18 protein-coding genes are annotated in these 20,720 nt (G+C 68.5%); 10 read left to right on the top strand and 8 right to left on the bottom strand.

Translation table 11 applies throughout. The features are described 5' to 3' along the window. Window positions 1–151: 151 nt before the first annotated feature. Both O7543_RS06535 and O7543_RS06530 read right to left on the bottom strand, forming a co-directional pair. A complete protein-coding gene (locus O7543_RS06535; protein WP_281554670.1) occupies window positions 152–2,920 on the bottom strand; it encodes a LuxR family transcriptional regulator in 2,769 nt (922 codons plus the stop codon). A 31-nt stretch (window positions 2,921–2,951) separates the two neighbouring features. Continuing rightward, the gene (locus tag O7543_RS06530) at window positions 2,952–4,031 is read right to left on the bottom strand and encodes a transposase (RefSeq protein ID WP_281554671.1); all 1,080 of its coding nucleotides are present in this window, start codon (window positions 4,029–4,031) and stop codon (window positions 2,952–2,954) included. A gap of 505 nt (window positions 4,032–4,536) precedes the next feature. Between O7543_RS06530 and O7543_RS06525 the strand changes: the two genes are divergently transcribed. From O7543_RS06525 to O7543_RS06515, 3 genes are all read left to right on the top strand, one after another. Then, window positions 4,537–5,376, top strand: a complete 840-nt coding sequence (locus tag O7543_RS06525; protein ID WP_281554672.1) for an alpha/beta hydrolase — start codon at window positions 4,537–4,539, stop codon at window positions 5,374–5,376. A 62-nt stretch (window positions 5,377–5,438) separates the two neighbouring features. Beyond that, a complete protein-coding gene (locus O7543_RS06520) occupies window positions 5,439–6,119 on the top strand; it encodes a GPP34 family phosphoprotein (RefSeq protein WP_348650082.1) in 681 nt (226 codons plus the stop codon). A 26-nt stretch (window positions 6,120–6,145) separates the two neighbouring features. Then, window positions 6,146–7,222: a PHB depolymerase family esterase gene (locus O7543_RS06515; RefSeq protein WP_281554673.1), complete on the top strand. Its 1,077-nt coding sequence runs from the start codon at window positions 6,146–6,148 to the stop codon at window positions 7,220–7,222. Here the strand turns inward: O7543_RS06515 and O7543_RS06510 are convergent. Continuing rightward, window positions 7,211–7,750: a reverse transcriptase domain-containing protein gene (locus tag O7543_RS06510; RefSeq protein WP_281555568.1), complete on the bottom strand. Its 540-nt coding sequence runs from the start codon at window positions 7,748–7,750 to the stop codon at window positions 7,211–7,213. The two genes, O7543_RS06515 and O7543_RS06510, sit on opposite strands and share 12 nt — an antisense overlap. A 347-nt stretch (window positions 7,751–8,097) precedes the next feature. Between O7543_RS06510 and O7543_RS06505 the strand changes: the two genes are divergently transcribed. After that, window positions 8,098–8,403 carry a hypothetical protein gene (locus O7543_RS06505; protein ID WP_281554674.1) on the top strand — a complete coding sequence of 102 codons (306 nt, stop codon included), beginning with the start codon at window positions 8,098–8,100 and terminating at the stop codon, window positions 8,401–8,403. Window positions 8,404–8,534: 131 nt separating this feature from the next. Beyond that, window positions 8,535–9,377 (top strand): transposase family protein, encoded by an 843-nt coding sequence (locus O7543_RS06500; protein WP_281554675.1) that lies wholly within the window; start codon window positions 8,535–8,537, stop codon window positions 9,375–9,377. Between the two features lie 185 nt (window positions 9,378–9,562). Here the strand turns inward: O7543_RS06500 and O7543_RS06495 are convergent, their stop codons facing one another. Together O7543_RS06495 and O7543_RS06490 are read right to left on the bottom strand one after the other, a co-directional pair. Beyond that, window positions 9,563–9,787 carry a hypothetical protein gene (locus tag O7543_RS06495; protein WP_281554676.1) on the bottom strand — a complete coding sequence of 75 codons (225 nt, stop codon included), beginning with the start codon at window positions 9,785–9,787 and terminating at the stop codon, window positions 9,563–9,565. 716 nt (window positions 9,788–10,503) lie between these two features. After that, complete coding sequence (locus O7543_RS06490; RefSeq protein WP_281554677.1) at window positions 10,504–11,517, bottom strand: LacI family DNA-binding transcriptional regulator; 1,014 nt, start codon at window positions 11,515–11,517, stop codon at window positions 10,504–10,506. A gap of 193 nt (window positions 11,518–11,710) precedes the next feature. Here O7543_RS06490 and O7543_RS06485 point away from each other — a divergent pair, with 193 nt between their 5' ends. After that, window positions 11,711–12,760: a glycoside hydrolase family 6 protein gene (locus O7543_RS06485; protein WP_281554678.1), complete on the top strand. Its 1,050-nt coding sequence runs from the start codon at window positions 11,711–11,713 to the stop codon at window positions 12,758–12,760. 261 nt (window positions 12,761–13,021) lie between these two features. On the opposite strand, the gene O7543_RS06480 is transcribed toward O7543_RS06485, so the two are convergent. Beyond that, entirely contained in the window at window positions 13,022–13,795 is a 774-nt protein-coding gene (locus O7543_RS06480; RefSeq protein WP_281554679.1) for an alpha/beta fold hydrolase, read from the bottom strand. Window positions 13,796–13,995: 200 nt separating this feature from the next. Here O7543_RS06480 and O7543_RS06475 point away from each other — a divergent pair, with 200 nt between their 5' ends. Continuing rightward, a complete protein-coding gene (locus tag O7543_RS06475; RefSeq protein ID WP_281554680.1) occupies window positions 13,996–15,312 on the top strand; it encodes an IS4 family transposase in 1,317 nt (438 codons plus the stop codon). A 33-nt stretch (window positions 15,313–15,345) separates the two neighbouring features. On the opposite strand, the gene O7543_RS06470 is transcribed toward O7543_RS06475, so the two are convergent. Then, window positions 15,346–16,335 carry a M20/M25/M40 family metallo-hydrolase gene (locus O7543_RS06470; RefSeq protein ID WP_281554681.1) on the bottom strand — a complete coding sequence of 330 codons (990 nt, stop codon included), beginning with the start codon at window positions 16,333–16,335 and terminating at the stop codon, window positions 15,346–15,348. A 309-nt stretch (window positions 16,336–16,644) separates the two neighbouring features. Here O7543_RS06470 and O7543_RS06465 point away from each other — a divergent pair, with 309 nt between their 5' ends. The 3 genes from O7543_RS06465 to O7543_RS06455 all read left to right on the top strand — a co-directional run bounded on the left by O7543_RS06465 (window position 16,645) and on the right by O7543_RS06455 (window position 19,911). Then, window positions 16,645–17,319, top strand: a complete 675-nt coding sequence (locus tag O7543_RS06465) for a cellulose-binding domain-containing protein (RefSeq protein WP_348650081.1) — start codon at window positions 16,645–16,647, stop codon at window positions 17,317–17,319. 129 nt (window positions 17,320–17,448) lie between these two features. Beyond that, on the top strand, window positions 17,449–18,390 hold the full coding sequence (locus O7543_RS06460) for a hypothetical protein (protein ID WP_281567356.1): 942 nt from the start codon (window positions 17,449–17,451) through the stop codon (window positions 18,388–18,390). Between the two features lie 258 nt (window positions 18,391–18,648). Next, a complete protein-coding gene (locus tag O7543_RS06455; protein ID WP_281554683.1) occupies window positions 18,649–19,911 on the top strand; it encodes an MFS transporter in 1,263 nt (420 codons plus the stop codon). Window positions 19,912–19,933: 22 nt separating this feature from the next. Here O7543_RS06455 and O7543_RS06450 read toward each other — a convergent pair whose 3' ends face one another. Continuing rightward, the gene (locus O7543_RS06450) at window positions 19,934–20,617 is read right to left on the bottom strand and encodes a nucleoside/nucleotide kinase family protein (RefSeq protein ID WP_281554684.1); all 684 of its coding nucleotides are present in this window, start codon (window positions 20,615–20,617) and stop codon (window positions 19,934–19,936) included. Window positions 20,618–20,720 lie beyond the last annotated feature (103 nt).

The following is a 20,720-nucleotide window of genomic DNA, read 5'->3' as shown; positions in this document are numbered from 1 at the left end:
GGTGCGGAGGCCCCGATCGGTCGCACCGTGCTGGCGCGGCGTATTAGCCCGGCGGACGCTGTCAAAGCAGCCGAACGCAGCTGGTGGATCGAGCACCGACGCCTGGCTGCCCGGCCTTCCCAGGTCTTCTGGCCGTGGTGTGCGCGGCTGGTCAGCGCAGCGGTAGTTCCTTGAGCTGCCGGCGGGAGGTGATCCCGAGCTTACGGAAGATGCTGCGCAGGTGGGCTTCGATCGTGCGAGGGCTCAGGAACAACTGTGCGCCAATCTCCCGGGAGGTGGCCCCGGTGGCGACCAATCGGGCGATGTGCAGCTCGTGGGTGGTGAGGGCGTGGGCCGGCTGGGTGGTGCGTTTGCGCGGGTGCTCACCGGTGGCGCGTAGCTCGCGGGCCGCTCGCTCGGCGAACGCTTCCACACCCATCTCCGACAGCAGTTGGTGGGCGGTGCGGAGTCTCTTGCGCGCGTCCTGGCGGCGGCCTTCGCGGCGCAGCCACTCGCCGTAGACGAGGTGAGCACGAGCCGTGTCGCTGGCCATCCGGGACTTTTCGAGCCGTTCGATCGCCTCGCGGTAGTTCTTCTCGGCATCGGGCCCGGTGCTGGCCAGCGCTCGTGAGCGCGCGGCCAGGCCGAGCGCCCATGAGGTGCCGTACGCATCCGCGCGTGAACTGAGCTGCTCCAGTGCGAGCGCCGCTCGTTCCGGTTCGCCGGCACGGACAGAAGCCTCGATGAGCTCGGGTAGGCCCGCGCTGCTGATCGACTGTTCGTCGGACCTGCACGCCCTCGCCGCAGCTTCCTGCGCGACCGAATAGTTGCCTAAGCCGTTGTGGAGCACCGCCATCGCGTACCGGGCGAGGGAGACCTCCACGCCCTCGTCGGGGTAGGTGCCATCGCTGGCTATGATGGCGTTGAGCGCGGTGGTCTCGGCCTGGTCGCCACGCCAGGCGTTGAGAATGACGCGACCATGGCGCAACGGCACGCCCCCGGTCGCCTGTGTGATCACTGTGGCCTCGGCCGCCAGCTCGTCAGCGTGGGCGAGATCGCCCATCAGGACCAACGTGATGGACAGGAAGTTCAGTGCGGCGGGGAGCGTCGCCAGCGCGCCGGCCTCACGAGCGAGCTGGACGTTGCGGCTGGCCAGCACATAGAGCAGCTCGTCGTCGAGGACCGTCACGGCGTTGCGGCCGGCCAGCCACAGCCAACGGTCGCTCTGGCTGGACTGCACAGATTCCGCCTGCGGGCAGTCGCGGAACGCTGCCAGTGCGAGCTGCAGCCGGGGCGCTCCTGCCGGATGTCCCCTTGTCAGGGTCGTCGCGAGCCCGTCGAGGAGTAGGTCTACCGGTCGCGGCGGCACCTCGGGCGCCGGGGCGGCCAGGGCCGCTTCGGCGATGCGTACCGCGTCGCCCCCGCCATTGATGATCGCCGCGTCCAGCGCATGTAGGTAGGTCTCGCGGGACAACGCGGCGTCCAACGGGGCGAACGCCTTGGCAGCATCCATCAGCATGTCCGGCACCTCGGTGCCGCGGTTCAGGTGGAACACGATCTGGGCTCGCAGCAGGTCGAGATGCGCGCGTTGCAGGGGAGCCAGCGGCCCGAGTGGCGCCGTCGTGAGCAGTTCCAGCGCGCTTTCGGAGGCGCCGGCTTCGTGCTTGGCGCGGGCGGCTTCCAGCGCCCGCCGGGCTCGGGTGGCGTGATCGGGAGTGAGGGTTGCCGCGTGCTGCAGGAACGCGGCTGCGGCGGCCAGCCCACCGCGGGCCCGCGCCCGGTCGGCTGATTGCTCAAGTTCGGCAGCGGCGTCCTCGTCGGTGCCCAAGATCGATTGTGCGCGGTGCCAGGCGCGCCGGTCCGGGTCGGTCTGCGGGTCGGTGGCGGCGGCCAGAGCGCCGTGGGCGCGGCGGTGGTCGGGTGGCGTGGCGGCCCGGTAGACCGCCGAACGCGCCAACGGATGACAGAACCGCACCCGGATATCGATCTCGAGTAGCCCGACGGCTTCGGCTGCCTCGACCGCTTCGAGGGCGATGCCTAGCTCGGCGGCGGCGCGCCACAGCAGCGCCACGTCGCCGGTTGGCTCGGTGGCGGCGACCAGCAGTAGCAGCTGGGTGTCGGGGGGCAAGCTGCCGCTGCGGCGCCGGAATGCGTCCTCGACGCGGTGCGGAACGCTGAGGGTGTCGGGCAGCTCGAACCCGCCGGCCAGCTGTGTGGGACGGGTACTGCGGGGCAGCTCCAGCAGCGCCAGCGGGTTGCCGCGTGCCTCGGCGATGATCCGGTCGCGTACTCCAGCGTCGAGCGGTGCGTGGACGGCGGAGGCCAGCAGCGCTCCGGCGTCGGTGTCGTTGAGGCCGTCCAGCCGTAGCTCCGGCAGCTCGGCGAACGTGGTGACAGCGCTGTCGCCGACATCGCGCAGCGCGAAGAGTAAGGCGATTCGTTCGGCGGCGACTCGGCGTGCCACGAACGCCAGGATCTGCGCGGAGGCCTCGTCCAGCCATTGAGCGTCGTCGACGAGGCACAGCAGCGGCTGTTCCTCGGCGATCTCGGCCAGCAGGTTGAGGGTGGCCAGCCCGACCAGGAATCGGTCCGGTGCCGCTCCGGCGCGTAAGCCGAACGCTACGCCGAGGGCAGCCTGCTGCGGCTCGGGCAGCGCATCCGCGTGGTCCAGCAGCGGCGCGCACAGCTGGTGCAGACCGGCGAACGCGAACTGGTTCTCGGACTCCGCTCCGACCGAGTGTTCGACCCGGAACCCCGACGGAGATGCGGTATCGCGGGCGTGCTCCAGGATCGCGGTCTTTCCGATGCCCGCTTCCCCGCGCACCACGAGCGCCCCGCTGCGTCCGGCCTGTGCCTGGGCGAGTAGGTGTTCGACGGCGACGCGGTCTGCGCGCCGGCCCAGAAGGTTCGCCAGTTCGTTCTCACCTGAGTCCGTCGGCACCCGTACAACCAACTTAGAACGTAGGCGATTATCACCGATGCGTACCGCAGCCGCCAGTGTGGGGTCTCAACCGTGGCCGGCACGTCCGCCGACGCCGTTGTTGGTCCCGGTACGCCGCGGGCAGCGACCATCGACCTCGCGCACGGTGACGACCGGCGAAGGCATCAGGGGCTACTACGGCAGCCCGCCAGTTGCTAGTTGACCAGGGCGTATTCGCGGTTGAGGCGGGCGAGTTGGTGGTGCCAGCAGGTGCGGGTCTGGTGGCGTCGTCGCCAGGTGAACCAGTCGATGGCGTGGTCGGGTGGTTGTGGGTGGTGGAGGGTGCGGGCCTGGCACTGGTCCAGGCCGAGGTGGTCCTTGCCCAACTCGAAGCATTTCTCGACCGGCCACCGCAGGCCGGCGGCGCGGACCAGCCGCGACACGACCGCCGGCTGCTCTCGGGCACGTGGCAGTAGTGCATCGCCAGTTCCCCGGTGGCCAGGTGACGGCGCACGAGGAGGTGGTGCCGGGGTGAGGCGGTGGCGATCCACGCCCACGCGTACCAGCGATGTCCCTTCGACCCGGCGTCGGCCGAGCGGACATGCCAGCCGCGGCCGGACCCCGCCGCCAGTTCCGTGACGGCTTGCGCGCTGGTCAGCCGGTCACCGGACGGCATCTGGATCATGAAGGTCGAGGCGACCCGCAGCACGTACGCCTGTCCACGGGATTCGAGGAACCCCCGCGGCTCGGTGCAGTTGCCGTACACCTCGTCACCGCAGATCACGTCGAAGGTCAGCTCGTCGGCGTACGCGTGGGTGCACAGGTCGATCGCGAGTTGGCCCTTCGTGCGGAACTCCAGCCCTGGGGTCAGCCCCGTCCGCGCGGCGGTGGCCGGGTCGGTGATCTGCTCGGTGGGGATCCACTGCCGCGCGGCGATCAGGGCGTGGCCGGTCCGTTCCCGCACATAGGCCAGGTGCACTGTGTTGATGCCGTTGAAGACCCGACCGGCGCAGCCCATGTACTGCCGTTCACCCCGACCGTCGCCACGCCTTATGCCGAGTCGACGGTAATGCTGTGGTCGGTGCGGGATGGTCCACCTGCGGCGGCCGTTGCCGGTCGGGTCCAGGCTCATCAACGCCATGTACACGCACTTGAGTGCGGCCTGCTCGGACGGTGACAGCTAAGGGGCTTGTACCGACGCGAAGGCGTCGACGGTAGCGGGAGCCTGGTGTCAAGACGAAAGGAATCGCGATGTCAGCCAGACCCGTCATCGAAATCGACGAGCTGAGCATCAGGTACGGCGAATTCCACGCCGTCAGAAAACTCGCGTTCCAGATCGAGCGGGGAGTTCTACGCCCTCCTCCGTACCAACAGGGCGGGCAAGACCTCGATGCTCGAGGTCATCGAGGGCCAGCGGACGTCGTCAGCGGGCACGGCCGAGCACCCGCCTGGAACAGCGGAGTTTCACTCGCCGACTCCGTGCTCCTACTGGCTCCGACCTCGGCCTGGGCGGCGGTGGCGATCGTGTTGGCCGCGCGGATGGTCCGCTGGGAGCCCCGTGGACAAGCGCCGCACCACAACAACACCTCCAGCGCGGACGCCACCACGAAGTATCCGACGACAGAAGGGAAACGACGATGGGTCTCATCACCGTCGGGAAAGAGAACAGCACCCCGATCGAGCTGTACTACGAGGATCAGGGCGCAGGCCAGCCGGTTGTCCTCATCCACGGATATCCGCTCAACGGCCACAGTTGGGAGCTTCAGACGCGCGAGCTGCTTGCTGCCGGGTACCGGGTGATCACCTACGACCGACGCGGCTTCGGGAGCTCCTCGAAGGTTGGTTCCGGCTACGACTACGACACGTTCGCCGCTGACCTAAACACCGTGTTGGAGACGCTGGACCTGCGCGACGTCGTCCTGGTCGGCTTCTCGATGGGCACCGGTGAGCTGGCCCGCTACGTCTCGCGGTACGGCCACCAGCGGGTGACGAAGCTGGCGTTCCTCGCCTCGCTCGAACCGTTCCTGGTCGCCCGTGACGACAACCCAGAGGGCTTGCCGCAGAAGGTGTTTGACGGGATCGAGGCTGCGGCGAAAGGTGACCGATACGCCTGGTACATGCAGTTCTTCTCGGACTTCTACAACCTCGACGAGAACCTCGGCAGCCGGATCAGCCAGGAGACCGTCACCGGTAGTTGGAACGTAGCCGTCTCCAGCGCGCCGGTGGCGGCTTACGCCGTCGTGTCCTCCTGGATCGAGGACTTCCGCGAAGACGTCGAGGCGGTTCGTGCCAGTGGCAAACCGGCCCTGATCCTGCACGGCACCGCCGACAACATCCTCCCCATCGACGCCACCGCCCGGCGGTTCCGCCGGGCACTTCCCGACGCCGAGTACGTCGAGATCGAAGGCGCCCCACACGGGCTGCTCTGGACCCACGCCGAGGAGGTAAACGCCGTCCTGCGCACCTTTCTCGGCTGAGCGCACGGGCGAGTGACAACGCGCAAAGAGGACAGGGAAGGAACACCTATGGGCGAAAGCCGATGTCGGCACGTAACGACCTACTCATCGTCGACGACCTTATGCTGCTCCTAATGGACGACGACGGCGCGTCGATCCAGTCGGCGGGCACCCTGTACTACACGCTTGGGGGCGCGGTGCTCACCGAGCTCGCGCTGCTCAATCGGATTCAGACTGACGACTCCGGGGGGTTGAACGGCCCGCGGGTCACCCCGGCTGGTGAGGGTCCGCTGCCCGACCCGCTGCTGCAGTCGGCCTACGACACCATCGCCGAGAAGACGCAGCGGGTGCAGCCGTTGCTCGTCACGCTCGGCGCCGACCTGTGGCAGGTGGTGGTCGACCGGCTCGTGGCCCGCGGCCTCCTGCGGCGTGAGGAGACGCGGGTGCTGCGCGTGTTCCGCTCCACCAGGTGGCCCGCGGCCGACGGGGAGCACGAGGCGCGGCTGCGAGCGCGGATCCGTCGGATCCTGGAGGCCGGCGAAGCTCCCGATCCCCGCACCGCTGCGATCATCGGGCTGCTCTTCGCCAGCGGCGCCATGCCCTCGCTGCGGCCCCCGTTGCCCTGGACGTCGACGACGGTGACCCGGGCCAGCGAGATCGCCTGCGGCCATTGGGGACCCGAGGCGGTCGCCATCGCGGTGACGCGCACCGCGGCGGCGATCGTCGCAGCCAGTGCTGCCGGCATGGCCACTACCAACAGGTGAGCACCGGTTGGCGAAAGGAGCACGAAATGCCCGCACTGGACCAGGCGCTCGAGTCCGATCAGCTGCGGTCCGACCGGCTTCGGCGGCGGCGATGGCCCTGGATCGCCTCCTGCGTCGCGCTGGTGCTCGCGGTCGGTGTCGGTGTCGGTGTCGCGGTCTTCCAGTTCGGCCTGCCATGGTGGATGGGGGAGGGAGATCGCAATCACAAGTACGAAAGCGACGTCGGCTCCCAGCGTTACCAGGTCCACCTACCGCCACAGTACGACGGCACCACCCGGTTGCCGGTGATCATGGCGATTCACGGGTGCGGGATGTCCGGGTACGGGTGGAACTCGATGAAGTTCACGACGCAGTTTAACAATTTGGCCGACCGCGAGGGCTTCATCGTGGTCTATCCCACGCAACGCCTGTTCCGGAACGCGGTCAACTGCTGGAACTCGGCTGATCCGCGGGAGCAGCACCGCTACGACGGAGAACCCGCGCTGCTCGCAGGCGTGGCTCGGCAGGTGGTCGAAGAGTACAACGCGGATCCGGACCACGTGCACGTCGCCGGCGCGTCCTCCGGGGCGGGGACCGCCGTCATCCTCGCGGCGACCTACCCCGACGTCTTCGCGACCGCGACGTCGGTCGCCGGTGGCGAGTATGGGCTGAACCAGGTGGACCCGGACGACCCCGGTGCCACACCGCCGGACTACACCGCACGTCAGGCGTGGTCCCAGATGGGCGACCGGGCGCGGCAGGTGCCGCTGCTCGTCATCCAGGGCGAGGAGGATGACGTCGTCCCACCAATCGTCGCAACTCGCCTCGTCGAGCACTGGATCGCGGTAAGTGACCTCATTGACGACGGTCTGCTAAACGAGAGTTTGGACCTTGTCGAAGAGACGGCGACGGTGCCTGCGGAACCGGGCAGGCATGCGTACACGCGCACCACCATCAGCACGCCCGACGGCACGTCTGTCGTCGAGTCGTACCTCGTCCGCAGTATGGGGCACGTCTGGCCAGGCCCTGCCGGTGACGGCCTCTTCACCGATGGCGCCGGCCCGGACGCCAGCGCCATCGTCTGGGACTTCGTCCGACGCCACCCGAGAGGATCACCGGCGTAAGTCCCAGGACCTGCCAACCGCCGTCGCGTCGGCGGGACCGCTGGGGATCCGGGCGAAGTGCTCGTCCAGGACCGACAAGGCCACGTTGCTCAGCAGCGGCGAAAGGATCGATCCCCGCGGGGTGCCGGTGTCGGTGGCTCGCGGCTGGCCGTCCTCACCGAGGATGCCAGCTTTGAGCAACGCCTTGACCAGGGCCAGGACGCGTCTGTCCGCGATCCGATCGCGCACCCGGTCCATCAGGGCCGTGTGGTCGATCTCGTCGAAGCACGCCGTGATGTCGCCTTCCACGATCCATTCGTAGCTCTTGGACGTGAGTAGACGGGTCTTGGCGATCGCGTCATGAGCCCGGCGCATCGGGCGGAACCCGTAGGAGCGCCGGTGGAATGGAGTCGGACCGGGGCGCGGTGCCGCCTTCTCAGACGGTCCGTTTCCCCAACCCGCTCCCCGAACCCAGCGTGCCGGTCGTCCCGGCACCGGGCTCTCCACAGGTGTACGGATGGGCGAGTTACGCCGATGCAGTTGCCGCATCCCACGGCGTGGGGATGTTCGACCCGCGATAGCGATATCGGGTGACCTGGACCTTGCGTTTCGTGGCCTCGAAGTTAGCCTCCGACAGAAGGTGTAGGCGCAGGCGGGCTTGCCTTCACGCGGCCGACGCTGGATGCGGAGGCCGAGAAAGTCGAAACCGCTGTCCACGTGGGTGATGTGCGTCTTCGCCTCCGACAGCCGCAGTCCCTGACCATCCAGGATCTTCGCGGTGTCGGCTTTGAGGGCCTCCGTCTGCTCTCGGGTTGCATGCACCATGACCACGAAGTCATCCGAGTACCAAATGAGTCGATAGGTGGCGATCCCCTTCGAGTGCAGGTAGGAGCGCTGTGCGGTATTTCGACGTTGCCGCCCAGGCTGCCTGGATCGGCTCGTCCAGAGCGGACAACGCCAAGGTTGGCGAACAGCGGGCTGTTTGCACCACCCTGCGGCGTGCCGGACACCCGTCGTTCGAGTCGTCCCAGATCGGTAAGCAAACCAGCCTTGAGAAACACCTTGCACAGATTGATCACCTTGCGATCGGCGACGCGTCGACGGATGCGTTCGATCACGGCGCTGTGCCGAATTTCGTCGAAGCAGCCTTCGATGTCGCCCTCGACCAACCACGAGTAGCCGTTGTTGATGTAGTGAGCTGATCTCAGCAACGCAAAAGGTTTGATTGGTGCGACACGGACGAAGCCGGTGAAGCCGGACAGTGCTGGAGAAGGGCGTGGGGCCCTCGGTAGGTAGTTCTCACCACAAGATCACCCACCGGTGAGGACCCCACGTGATCGCATATCGTGCCCTGGTCGACGTCCCCAGGGAACTCGTGCAGTACGTCAGCCGGCTGCTCGCCGCCGAACGCCGGACGCGCGGAACCCGTACCGGCGCCCGTGCCCTGACCTGCTTCCGCCAGGCGCTGATGGTGCTCGTCTGGTTCCGCAAGGGCGAGGACGTCGCGCTGCTCGGCGCCGGCTTCGGCATCTCACGGGCGACCGCCTACCGGTACCTCGCCGAGGGCATCACGGTCCTCACCACACAGGCCGAGGATCTCCACACCGCCCTGCGCCGGGTCGCCGACGACGGCTGGTCCCACGTCATCCTCGACGGCAAACTGTTCGACTGCGACCGGCTCACCGAGACCACCCTGTCCGTCAAAGGCGAAACGATCGACGCCTGGTACTCCGGAAAGCACCGCGACTTCGGCGCGAACATCCAGGCGGTCGCCCGCCCGGACGGACTGTTGATCTGGACCTCACCGGCGATGCCCGGACACCTGCACGACCTGACCTGCGCCCAGACCCTCGGTGTCACCGCAGCCCTGAACTGGGCCGCCACCGAACTGGACCTGCCCACCCTGGCCGACTCCGGCTACGAAGGCGCAGGCCAGGGCATCAAGACCCCGGTCAAGCAAAACACCGACGGCAGCCAGCTCGCCCCCGACAACCGCTTCTACAACCGGCTGCTACGCAGCCTGCGCTGGCAGGGCGAACGCGGCTTCGCCATCCTGATCGGACGCTGGAGGACGCTCCGTCACACCACCGCCAGCCCACGCAGAATCGGCGACATCGTCACCGCAGCACTACACCTGACCCACTTCGAATACAAATACCTACCGCAAAGTCGTTGAGATCAGCTCAGTGCACTATCTCGGCTACCGCGTCCTGGTCGGTAGGCGTAACTGGACCGGTACTGATCCGGCTCGAAAATCGGTTCCAGCACCAGCTTGAGCGCCATCTGCACCACCTGGTCGGGCTCCCTGTTTGAGCTGGTCGCGAAGTTGCCGGAGGAACGGCTCCTCACCGACCTGCTGCTCTACATGCGAGCAGCTGACCCCATCGACCCGGCGCTGGGGGCTCCCCGATTCGTTCGTACTCGCAGCCATGCCAGCCGCAGGGTGGCGAGGTCGGCGACGAGGTTGAACAGATCGTGGAACTGCCTGCTCGGATCGGTTGTTGTCCATTTGTGCAGCTTGGTCTGGACATGAAGTACCCGGGCCTCCGATTCACGGAAGGTCAGCCACGGCGCGACGGTATTCACCGTCGACCTACTCCCGAACAGTCCTCGCCACAAACCTGCTGCTCTCCTTCGCCATGTACGCGGCTCTCCCGTGCTCGGACTACTACAAGAGCTCTGCCGCGTCTGGGCGCCGTCAGCTGACGGCGCGCCTGCCCGCCGCCCGGCAGGATGCCGGGAGGGTGGGCAGCGCCCAGACGCTTCCCACGTTCACCGGCCACCGTTGGGTGGGTCGGGATCGAGCTTCTCCCCGGTAACATCACCACGAGTACGCCGCAGGCCTTCCCTCGTGGTCTCCCTTACCGCGCGGACTGGACGGCCAGGAAGCGGGCGGGCCACCGACTGGAGCCCGCCCAGCACTGCATCGACCCACATCCGCCAGGTTTCGGGTCGTTTTGGAATCACGGGGGATCAGACACTCGTCCGCGATCGCTATCCCTTTCCGCCTCGCTAGGCGGCGTAGCTTGCCGTTCGTCTTGGGGATCATGCGCTCGCGCACCGGGATCGGACGGAAACTGCGGTCCTTGACCTGCGACCGTAGTTCGTCGAGGAAGTCCTCGACGCCTCGCACGTTCTCGATGTAGGAGACGGTGCGTCCGTCCACGCCGGGCGTGCGCGCACCCTTGTTGTCCCGCACCTGCATCCATGGTTGCGTCAACCCTGCCCCCCCGCCCGTGAACTGTGTTAGCCCGTTGCCTGCGGAGTCCCTGCCGCCCCAACCGGCTGGCCTGATTCGCTGATCATGCCGAGTCGCGTAGCACCAACTTCGTGGGCAGGATGATGGACAGGGGTTCGTGCCCCGCGATGAGCTCGACGAGCATCCGGGTCATTTCTTTGCCCAGAGCTTGGACCGACTGGTGAACGGTGGTCAACGGCGGATCGGTTCGTTCGGCTATTCCGAGGTTGTCGAAGCCCACCACTGCCACGTCGCCTGGAACCGACCGGCCAGCGTCGATGAGGACACGTAGAGCGCCTGCTGCGGCGTTGTCGCTGGCGGCGAAGACGGCGTCGAGGTCGGGGTGGCTGTCGAGCAGTGATCTCATCGCTGCGGCACCGCCGGTCTCGGTGAAGTCACCTTCCGCCGCCGCGTACGGGGTCAGCCCAGCCATGATCATTGCCTCCTCGTAGCCGCGGTGGCGAGCGAGGCCGACATCGGTGGACCTGGGGCCGGTTATGGTGACGATCCGGGTGCGGCCGAGGCCGATGAGATGTTCGGTGGCCAGTCGGGCGCCGCCGAGGTTGTCGGAGTCGACGTACCACTGTGGTTCGAAGTTTAACGGCCGGCCGCCGTACACCGCGGGCAGGCCGGCCCGCCGCACGATGTGCGTCAGCGGATCGTCGCCGTGCAGCGCCATCAGCATGATGCCGTCGACGCCGCGCGTGTGCAGCAGGTTGGTCAACCGGGACCGGCCCCGCCCGGAGCTGGCAAGGCACAGCAGCAGGTGAAGGTCGGTCTCCTCGAGCGCTGCGGACACGCCGACGATGATTTGGGCAAAGAACGGGTCGGCGAACAGTTCGGGATCGTCATGGGAGACCGCCAGCGCGACGATCCCCGTCCGTTGGGTGGCCAGGGCACGGGCGGTGCGGTTGGGGAGATAGCCCATCTCCTTGATGGCGCGCTCCACGGCGTCGCGGGTGGCGCGGCTGACGTATGGCGCCTTGTTGATGACGCGGGATGCGGCGGACCGTGACACGCCGGCGCGCTCAGCCACCTCGTCGAGGGTCGGTTGCCGCCTGGGTCGCTGTGCTGCCATCACGATGCCGAGTCCTTCCCGTCCGACGTCGGGGCAGCAGCTACCCGGCCGGTGCCGTCGATGCCGACCGATCGTATCGGCCGGCATCGACGGCGTCGAGATGGCTTGCTGTCTTCGACAGTCTGGAAGCGGTTCCAGAAACTCCCTGGGAAGTGATCTCGTCACGATGGCAGCCTCCCTTGACATCTGCCAGATGTTCTCCGACCATCGACCACAATACATGGATGAACATCGCTGGAAGCGCTTCCAGTTCTACCCGCGAGGAGACCAGTTCATGACACGACGTACCCGCCCTTGGGGGCTTGCCGTCGCCCTGGCGTTGGCGGTTCCCGCGATCCTGCTCGGGGCACCAGCTGCGCATGCGGATCCGATCAGCCAGACCAGCGGCTTCTACGTCGACCCCAACTCGAGCCCGGCGAGGTGGGCGGCCTCCAACCCGGGCGACGGACGCGCCGCCGCCATCCGTACCGAGATCGCGCAGAAGTCGATGGCCAGATGGTTCGGCAACTGGAGTGGCGACATCTGGAGCGCGGTCGGGGGCTACGTGGGAGCCGCGGACGCTGTCGACAAGCTTCCGCTGCTGGTGGCCTATAACCTTCCCGGCCGGGACGCATGTGGCGTCCACTCCGGTGGCGGCGCCGGCAGCGTCGCCACCTACGACTCATGGATCGCCTCATTTGCCTCCGCCATCGGCGGCCGTCCTGCCGTCGTGGTCCTCGAACCGGACTCCCTGGGCGACTTCAGCTGCATGAGCCAGGCCCAGATCAACGACCGGGTGGGTATGCTCTCGCGCGCCGTCGGCCAATTCCGTTCCAGGGCGTACAACACCTGGGTCTACATCGACGCCGGCAATCCTGGCTGGGTCGACGCCCAGACGATGGCGCAGCGGCTCAACATGGCCGGTGTGGCCAACGCGCGCGGCTTCGCGCTGAACGTATCGAACTACTTCACCACCGGTGAGAACACCAACTACGGCAATCAGGTCGCCTCCGCCCTGCAGAGGTTCGGATACCGCAAGCCGTTCGTGATCGACACCAGTCGCAACGGCAACGGCTCCAACGGTCAATGGTGCAACCCCGGTGGTCGCCGGATCGGCACACCTACCCGCATGGGCGGCGGCGCGGAGATGCTGCTGTGGCTCAAGACACCGGGTGAATCCGACGGCAACTGCGGAGTCGGCGGCGGGTCCAGCGCCGGGCAGTTCCTGCCCGAGGTGGCCTACAAGATGATCTTCGGTTACTAGCGTAGACAAGGCGAGCATCGGCGTCGCACGCGCCCGATGCCAGCCAGCCCTGCCAAGCCAACGGTGCGCCTCTCTGTGTCACGGCATCGCGTGGCCAGAGAGGACGCCGGTGACTGGCGAGCAACAACGAGGTCACGGATCGCCTCGGGTAGATCCTTGCAGGGCCCTGTGCCTGCTGGGATATCCCGTCCGGCTCCCGCCGGACGCGAACAGCGGGTTGTAGCCGCCTCATGAGCGGTACAGCGGGCGGCCGCTCTCCGGTCACCGGTCGGGCGTACCGCTGCGCGCCGACAGCGACCGGGTGACGATGTCGAGGACGGCTGGGCGGTGCTCGTTGAGGAAGAAGTGCCCGCCGGACATCGTGTGGACGGTGACGCCCGCGGTGGTGTGCCCTCGCCACGCGTCGGCCTCGTCCGGGGTGGTCGTCGGGTCGGCGGTGCCGGTCAGGACCGTCACCGGGGCGGAGATCACGACGTCCGGGGCGCACCGGTAGGTCTCGATCGCACGGTAGTCGTTGCGGATCGCCGGCAGCAGCAGCGACCGCATCTCCGGATCGGCGAAGACCCGGCTGTCGGAATCGTCGAGGGCCGTCAGTTCGGCGACGAGGCCGTCGTCGTTGAGGGTGTGCACGTGTTCGTCGCGATGCCGGGACGGAGCGCGGCGGCCGGAGACGAAGAGCCGGCGAGGAGTGAGCCCCAGCCGGTCCTCCAGTCGTCTTACCACCTCGAAGGCGACCGTCGCGCCCATGCTGTGTCCGAAGAGGGAGACGTCGTCGCCGAGGTCGGGCAGTGCGGCGAGCGCCTGGAAGACTCCGTCCGCGAGGTCGGCGACGGAACCGGCGAAGGGCTCGTCGTGTCGCTCCATGCGGCCGGGATACTGCACGGCGAGGACCGCGACGGCGGGGGCCAGGACGGCCGAGTGCCGGAAGTAGAAGCTGGCGCTGCCGCCGGCATGCGGGAGGCAGACCAGGCGCGGCGCGTCCGCCGCCGCCGAGTGGTACCGGCGGATCCAGGCACTTGCGGTGATCGATGTCATGGTGTCAGGATGCCGTCCGGGCTTCGCAGGCGCCAGCGCCGACTAGTCGCAACGCCGCTCGGTTAAGCCGTTGCGGCGGCGGTCAAGGGTGTGTCGGTCGGACATGGGAAAGCGGAGTTCCTGTAACGAGGTGAGTCACTCCAAGACGCCTCGAGACCAGGAACTCCGCTTTGGTCGATCAGATTGCCATAACCCGGACGGTGCGGGTAGCCGCAGGTGTGTTCGCGCCGGGTCATCTGGGTGAGTTGACCCAGTTCCTGCCCTTCGAGATGGTCGATGAGGTCCTCGCCGCGACCCGTCGTACCCAGCAGCGGATCCGGCTACTCCCGGCCCGGGTCGTGGTCTACCTCATCCTCGCAGGCTGCTTGTTCGCCGAACTCGGCTACGGGCAGGTGTGGCGGAAACTGACCGCCGGTCTGACCGGGCTGGATCTGACCGAGCCGGCCTCAGGCACGTTACGGGAGGCACGTCAGCGGCTCGGGTCGACGCCGTTGCGGGCCCTGTTCGATCTGCTGCGCGGCCCGGCGGTCACCACGGCGACGCACGCCGTGCGGTGGCGGGGCCTGCTGGTGACAGCGATCGACGGGACCACGATGTCGGTCGCCGACGCCGAGGCGGTCCGGGTCCGTTACCGCAAACAACGGGGTAACCACGGCGGCGCGGGCTACCCGGCACTACGGCTGAGTGTCCTGCTGACCTGCGGCACCCGCTCGATCATCGACGCCGTGTTCGCTCCACTCGGCACCAGCGAACTCGACCAGGCCCGCTCCCTGGCCGCCGGGATGCTGCTGTTGGCCGACCGTAACTACGCCGCCGCCGACCTCATCCAGACACTCGCCGCCACCAGGGCCGACCTGCTGATCCGCTGCAAGAACGGCCGCCGCCCGCCGGTGATCCGCCGGTACCACGACGGATCCTGGCTGTCGACCATCGGCACGGTACGGGTGCGGGTCGTGGACGCTGAGATCAGCGTCCAGACCATCGACGGCGTCCGCACGGGCGGCTACCGGCTGATCACCACCCTGCTCGACCCACGCACCCACCCGGCCGGCGGACTGATGAAGCTGTACCACCGCCGGTGGGAGGTCGAAACCGCCTACCTGGAGATCAAATCCAGCATCCTCGGCGGCCGGGTCCTGCGCGCGCGTACTCCCGACGGCATCGACCAGGAGGTCTACGCCCTGCTGGTCGTCTACCAGATCCTGCGTACCGCCATGACCGACGCCACCGACAGCCGGCCCGGCACCGGCCCTGACCGGGCCAGCTTCACCACCGCCCTGAACGCCGCCCGCGACCAGGTCACCCACGCCGCCGGCGTCCTCGCCGACACCGTCATCGACCTGGCCGGCGCCATCGGTCGTGCGGTTCTGGCCCACCTGCTACCTGAGCGTCGGATCCGGGTGAAGACCCGCATGATCAAACGCTCGAACTCCAAGTACCAAGCCCGCGGACCCAACGTAGACCGACGCAGCCACAAAGCCACCATAGCCATCGATATAATCACAAACACTTGCTAACCATCCACCCGCCCTAACCGAGCGGCGTTGCGACTAGTCGAGCCGCTCCGCCAGGATCTCCACGGCCAGGGCGGTGGCTGCGACCACGTCCGCCACCTGCTGCATGCTCACCGTGTCGGGGAGATCGCCGGCCCGGTGGTAGTGCGGGTTACGGAAGTTGGCCGTGTCGGTGATCTGGACCGCGGGTAGACCGGCGTCCCAGAACGGCAGATGGTCGCTGCGCGCGAAGTGCTGGGTGAACGGCACGAAGCGGCCGAGCAGCGGCCCCAGCACCGGCAGGTCGGTGGGTGCACGGAGCAGGACGGTGCCGGTCGGGCCGTTCAGCTGGGTCAGCGCGGCCGCGAACAGGGCCGCCATCGTCCGGCTGGACCGCTGGTAGAGCACTGCGGCGAAGTCCGCTCGCTGCCCGTTGCGCCGGATCCGGCGGATCTGCCCGGGATAGAGCAGGTCGAGCCCGCGCGGCAAATGTTGGCTGCCCGGCTCGGTGCTGGCGAATCCGAGCATCTCGAACACGTAGGCACCGACCACCTTCCGCCTGGCGACCGACATCTGCCGCACCAGGTGACGGGCACCGTGAAAGCCGAGCTCCTCGTGGTCGACCGCGACGAGTAGCACCGTCCGGCGGAATCGCGCCGCACCCAGCAGGCGGGCCAGCTCCAGCAGCCCGACCACGCCGGTGCCGTTGTCGTCGGCGCCGCCGGTGCCCGGGACCGTGTCGTGGTGGGCGAGGACCAGGACCGCGTCGGAGAGCACGCCCTCCTTGACGGCGACGATGTTGACGCCGTCGATGTCGGTGCCGGTCAGGACATCCTCGTACCGCCCACTCGGCCCCCACTGGGCGACACCCCGCGCGTGGAAGTGATCGAGCCGCGCCGTCCATCCCGCCGCCGTGAAACGGTTCCGCAGGTCGATGTCCAGTGCGGCACAGATATCCGGGGTGAGTGCCCGTACCCGGGGCGCCGGAAGGGCTCTGAGCTCGCGGCCGAGGGCGTCGTCGTCGATAGCGGCGCGCAGCTTGCCCACGCGTTCGGTCTGCGCGGGACCGAGAACGGGTAGGCGAGGTTCGGCAGCTCCAAAGATGATCAAGCCTACATCGATTGGCGCCAGTGCATCCAGTTGACAGGGGGTGCACCGGGCGTAACATCTATGAACATCTATTGATGGTGCGTTCGCTGTCTTCCCTTCGGGCGATCCACCACGCCGCGCTGCCCGGTGCCACCCGTGCCGCGCCACACCGGGACACCTCGCGCTCCAGGCCGCCCGGGGTGGTCGACCGTAGGTGACAGCGCGCCCTGTCGATCCGTCCGCACGTCAGTGGAGGAGAGCCAGCACATGCGCTTACACCGGTACCGGTCCCGGCTGTGGTCAGCCGCGACCGTGACAGCCGTCATCGCCGGAAGCGGAGTGGCCGTCACGGCCGCGTACGCTGCCGTCGGATGCGGCGTCACCTACTCCGTCGCCTCGCAGTGGCCGGGTGGCTTCACCGCCAACGTGGCCGTCACCAACCTCGGCGACCCAGTCAGCTCGTGGACGCTGACCTGGAGCTACGGCAACGGTCAGCAGATCACCCAGGCGTGGAACGCCACGGTGTCGCAGAGCGGTGGACAGGTCACCGCCCGCAACGCCAGCTACAACGGCAGCATCGCCACCGGGGCGACCACCTCGTTCGGCTTCAACGGGTCGTGGAACGGCAGCAACACCGCGCCGACCAGCTTCGCGCTCAACGGCACCACCTGCACCGGATCGCCGGCCGACCCCACCACCCCACCGTCCACGACCGCACCGCCGTCCAGTCCACCGCCGACCACCGCACCGCCGACGATGCCACCCGGCGACCCGACCTGGGGTACGGCGTTGCCGCCGGCGAGCGCGCCCAGGAGCCGGGCGTACGAACTGATCGCCACCGCCAACGAGAAGGGCTACCTGCCGCGGGCCGGGGAGTGCTCGGTCGAGATCCACGCCCGGTACTGGACCTACGGCCCCGACGGCAAGGTCTACCCGACCTAGCACCCGACCCGGGACCCGAGCGGCTGCTACTTCGGTCACGAACACGGTGACGATCCGCGGGCCTCGGACCTGTACGGCACCGCCGGCTGGCCCGCCTTCGGCTACACCAGCGAGGTCATGCTGGACAACATGCCCGACCACAGTCACCGCCACGAGGACCACGTCGGGCACAAGGTGCTGGTGGTGAACAACAGCAATGTCATCCAGGGCGACAACGGCACCAGCTTCTTCCCGCCGCAGGGGCCCACGATCGCCGTCTGCGACGTTCTGCTGAAATTCCACCAGGGCACCCACTCGCCGGACGCGTTCACCAACAACGTCCACGAGCTGCTGTTCAACCAGCGCTGCGTCGGGAGCAACGGCGGCCCGGTCACCGAGGCCCGGTACAACGCGATGATCCCGCTCGGTCGACCCGGCGGCTTCAGCCCCAGCGAATGCCCCGGCTTCGGCCGCCCGTTCATCAATGTCGCACCTCCGGTGCCGGCGGACTCGCCGTCGGACACCCGATCGTTGGGCCGGCTGATCGCCGAGACCGGCTGTATCGACGCGATCCGGGAGGGCCGTACCCACTTCGACCCGCTCTACCCCAACCCGGTGCCGTTCACGGTTTCCGACATGGACGACTTCTGGTTCTCCGACGTGCAGGTGACAGGCTCCGGGCTGGACTTTCACCTCGCGCCGCTGTTCTACGTCGTCAACCCGTCCCGGTACTACGACCCGAGCCTGCCGAACAGGATGGGCCGGATCGTGGACCTGTGCTACACGGACCTGGCCGGTGGCGACTATTGCGCCGAGGCTCGGCAGGTGACTCAGCAGACCGGCCAACAGGTCGGCTGGAACGATCCGCGCTCACCGTTCAAGGGCACCCTGCGCGAGTACCGGCCCGGCACCTTCTCGGTGCGCAACAGCGGTCCATCCACGGTCTACACCGACGTGTACGGACGCAACGCCTCCACCACGCCGTTCCCCGGCTCCATCGAACAGTACTCCACCGGTAACACGGGCAGCGAGATGTACGTTCGGGGATCCATCAAGGACTACGCGGCGACCGGAGTCCACGCCCCGAACTGACACCTCTGACCCGGGCACTTCCGGCTGCGGTACGCCGTGAGCCGGCCGGCACCGCGCAGGGCGGGCCATCGGCGACCCCGATGGCCCGCCCGTCGTCTGCGCCCGACACGTCGGCCCGGGCAACGCCGGAGAAGCCCCGCAGCCGCCAGCCGTAAAGAATCTTGACAACGTCCCGCGACAGCCGGCGTCTCGCAGAAGAGGTCAACGCATGTCTGTGCCAGCGCCCAGGGGCATCGTCGTCGAGAGCCCCGGCTGACCATGGTGCCCGCAGCGGTCGAGGCCCGCCGGACCCGGCACCGTCCGATGGTCGCGTTGTTCACCGGCGCGGCGGTGACCCACGTGTCGATGGTCGGTGCGAGCACGGTGAGCACCCTCGTCGGGGCGCAGTTGCTCAGCCCGCTGTGGAGCGGCATACCGAACGCGGCCGGGATCGTCGGCTCCGCCGTCGGCACCCTGACGCTGGCCGCTGTGCTGGCCAGACGTGGCAGCCGTGCCGCGCTCGTGCTGGGCTACCTGGTCGCGGTCATCGGTGCGGTCGTCGCGGGCGGTGCCGTGCTGGCCGACGCGGCGGGCCCGCTGATGGTCGGCATGCTGCTGCTCGGTGTCGGCAACGGCGCAGCGCAGCTGTCCCGGTACTGCGCGGCGGACCTGTACCCGCCCGACCGCAAGGGTTTCGCGGTCGGCGTCGTCGTCTGGGCGGGTACGGTCGGTGCGTTGGCCGGGCCGAACCTGATCGCGCCACTCGCGCGGTTCTCTACGGGGCTGGGGCTGCCGCCGCTCGCCGGGCCGTACTTCCTGGCGTTGGTCGGTGCGGGTGCCGCGGTAGCGGCGTCGGCGACCCTGCCGACCACCCGGGCCGGCACGCGGCGTGGTGACCCGGGGCCCGGTGCCGTGTCGGCCGGAGTGTGGCGACGGCCGGTGGTCCGTACGGCGGTGGTGTCGATGACCGCCGGCCAGGTGTCGATGGTCGCCGTGATGACGATGACGCCGTTGCACATGGACATGCACGGTCACGGCCTCGGCGCGGTAGGTGCGGTGGTCAGCGCACACCTGCTCGGCATGTTCCTGCTGGCGCCGCTGTCCGGGCACATCGTCGACCGATTCGGGGCACGGACGGCGATCCTCGCCGGCATCGGGTTGATCGCCCTGTCCACGATGGTCGCGTTGGTGCCGGCGGCGGCGAGCGCGCAGCTGTACGTCGCACTGTTCCTGCTCGGTTCCGGCTGGAACCTCACCTTCGTCGGCGGCAGCGGCCTGCTCGCCCAGTCGTTGACACTCGCCGATCGCCAGCACGTCCAAGGCGGCGTGGACGCGGTCGCCTGGGGTGCCTCGGCGGTGGCCAGTGTCGGTGCCGGAATGGTGCTCGGCACCGTCGGGTATCCGGTCTTGGCGGTCAGCGCCGGTGCGGCGGTGCTGCTCCCGTTGTTTCTGCTGGCCCGGGCGGACGTCCCGGCGGCCGTCCCGTCCTCCGGCAGAGCCGAGGACCCGCCGGACCGGCGCGGCGGGCAGCCGTGCTGCTAGAGCGCGGCGGTCGGCCGTGCTGCTAGCGCCCGCCGGTCCGGGGCCGGTCAACCGGGCGCGGAGTGTTGCCGTCGGCCGGCCCCAATGTGGTCATGTCGACGACGAGGTCGGCTCGGTCCCGGCCGGCCCCGATCAACCGGGCGTTCGGGTCGTCGACGGTGGCCACCCAGGCGCGGGCGGCGGCGGGTGACTTGCCGAATTCGACGTGCCGGCGGGTGAGACGGTCCCGCCGTACGTCGTCGTCGAGTTGGCAGAACCACACCTCGGCCAGCAGCGCACGTACCGCCGGCCAAGGCTCTGTGTCCGCGAGCAGGTAGTTTCCTTCGGTGACGACCAGCCGCACCGGTGGGTCCACCGCGATTGTGCCGGCCACCGGTTGTTCGAGGTCGCGTTCGAAACCCGGCGCCCAGACGGTCCGGTGTCGTTCGGTCCGCAGCCGGTGCAGCAGGGCGAGGTAACCGTCGCCGTCGAAGGTGTCGATGGCACCCTTGCGGTCGCGTCGGCCGAGCCGGTCCAGTGCCGCGTCGGACAGGTGGAAGCCGTCCATCGGCACCAGCGCCGCCGGGACCCCGACCTGCCGCAGCCCGGCGACCAGCAGCGCCGCCAGCGTCGACTTGCCCGCCGCCGGGCAGCCGGTGATGCCGAGGAGGAGCCGGCCGTCGCGGGGGACAAGCCGGTGGGCGCGTGCGACGAGTTCATCGAGCATGCACCAGCTTAAGCAGCGCCGGGGAGCCGTTGGCCGACTCAGCGGCGGACACGGGTATCCGCCGCCGGCCCTCGACCCATTGACATCGAGACTGCAGGTAGTT

Origin of the sequence: Solwaraspora sp. WMMA2080, assembly GCF_027497395.1 — a bacterium.
Classification (GTDB): domain Bacteria; phylum Actinomycetota; class Actinomycetes; order Mycobacteriales; family Micromonosporaceae; genus Micromonospora_E.
Note: the sequence above shows the minus strand (reverse complement) of the source record. Positions and strands in the feature narration are given on the sequence as shown.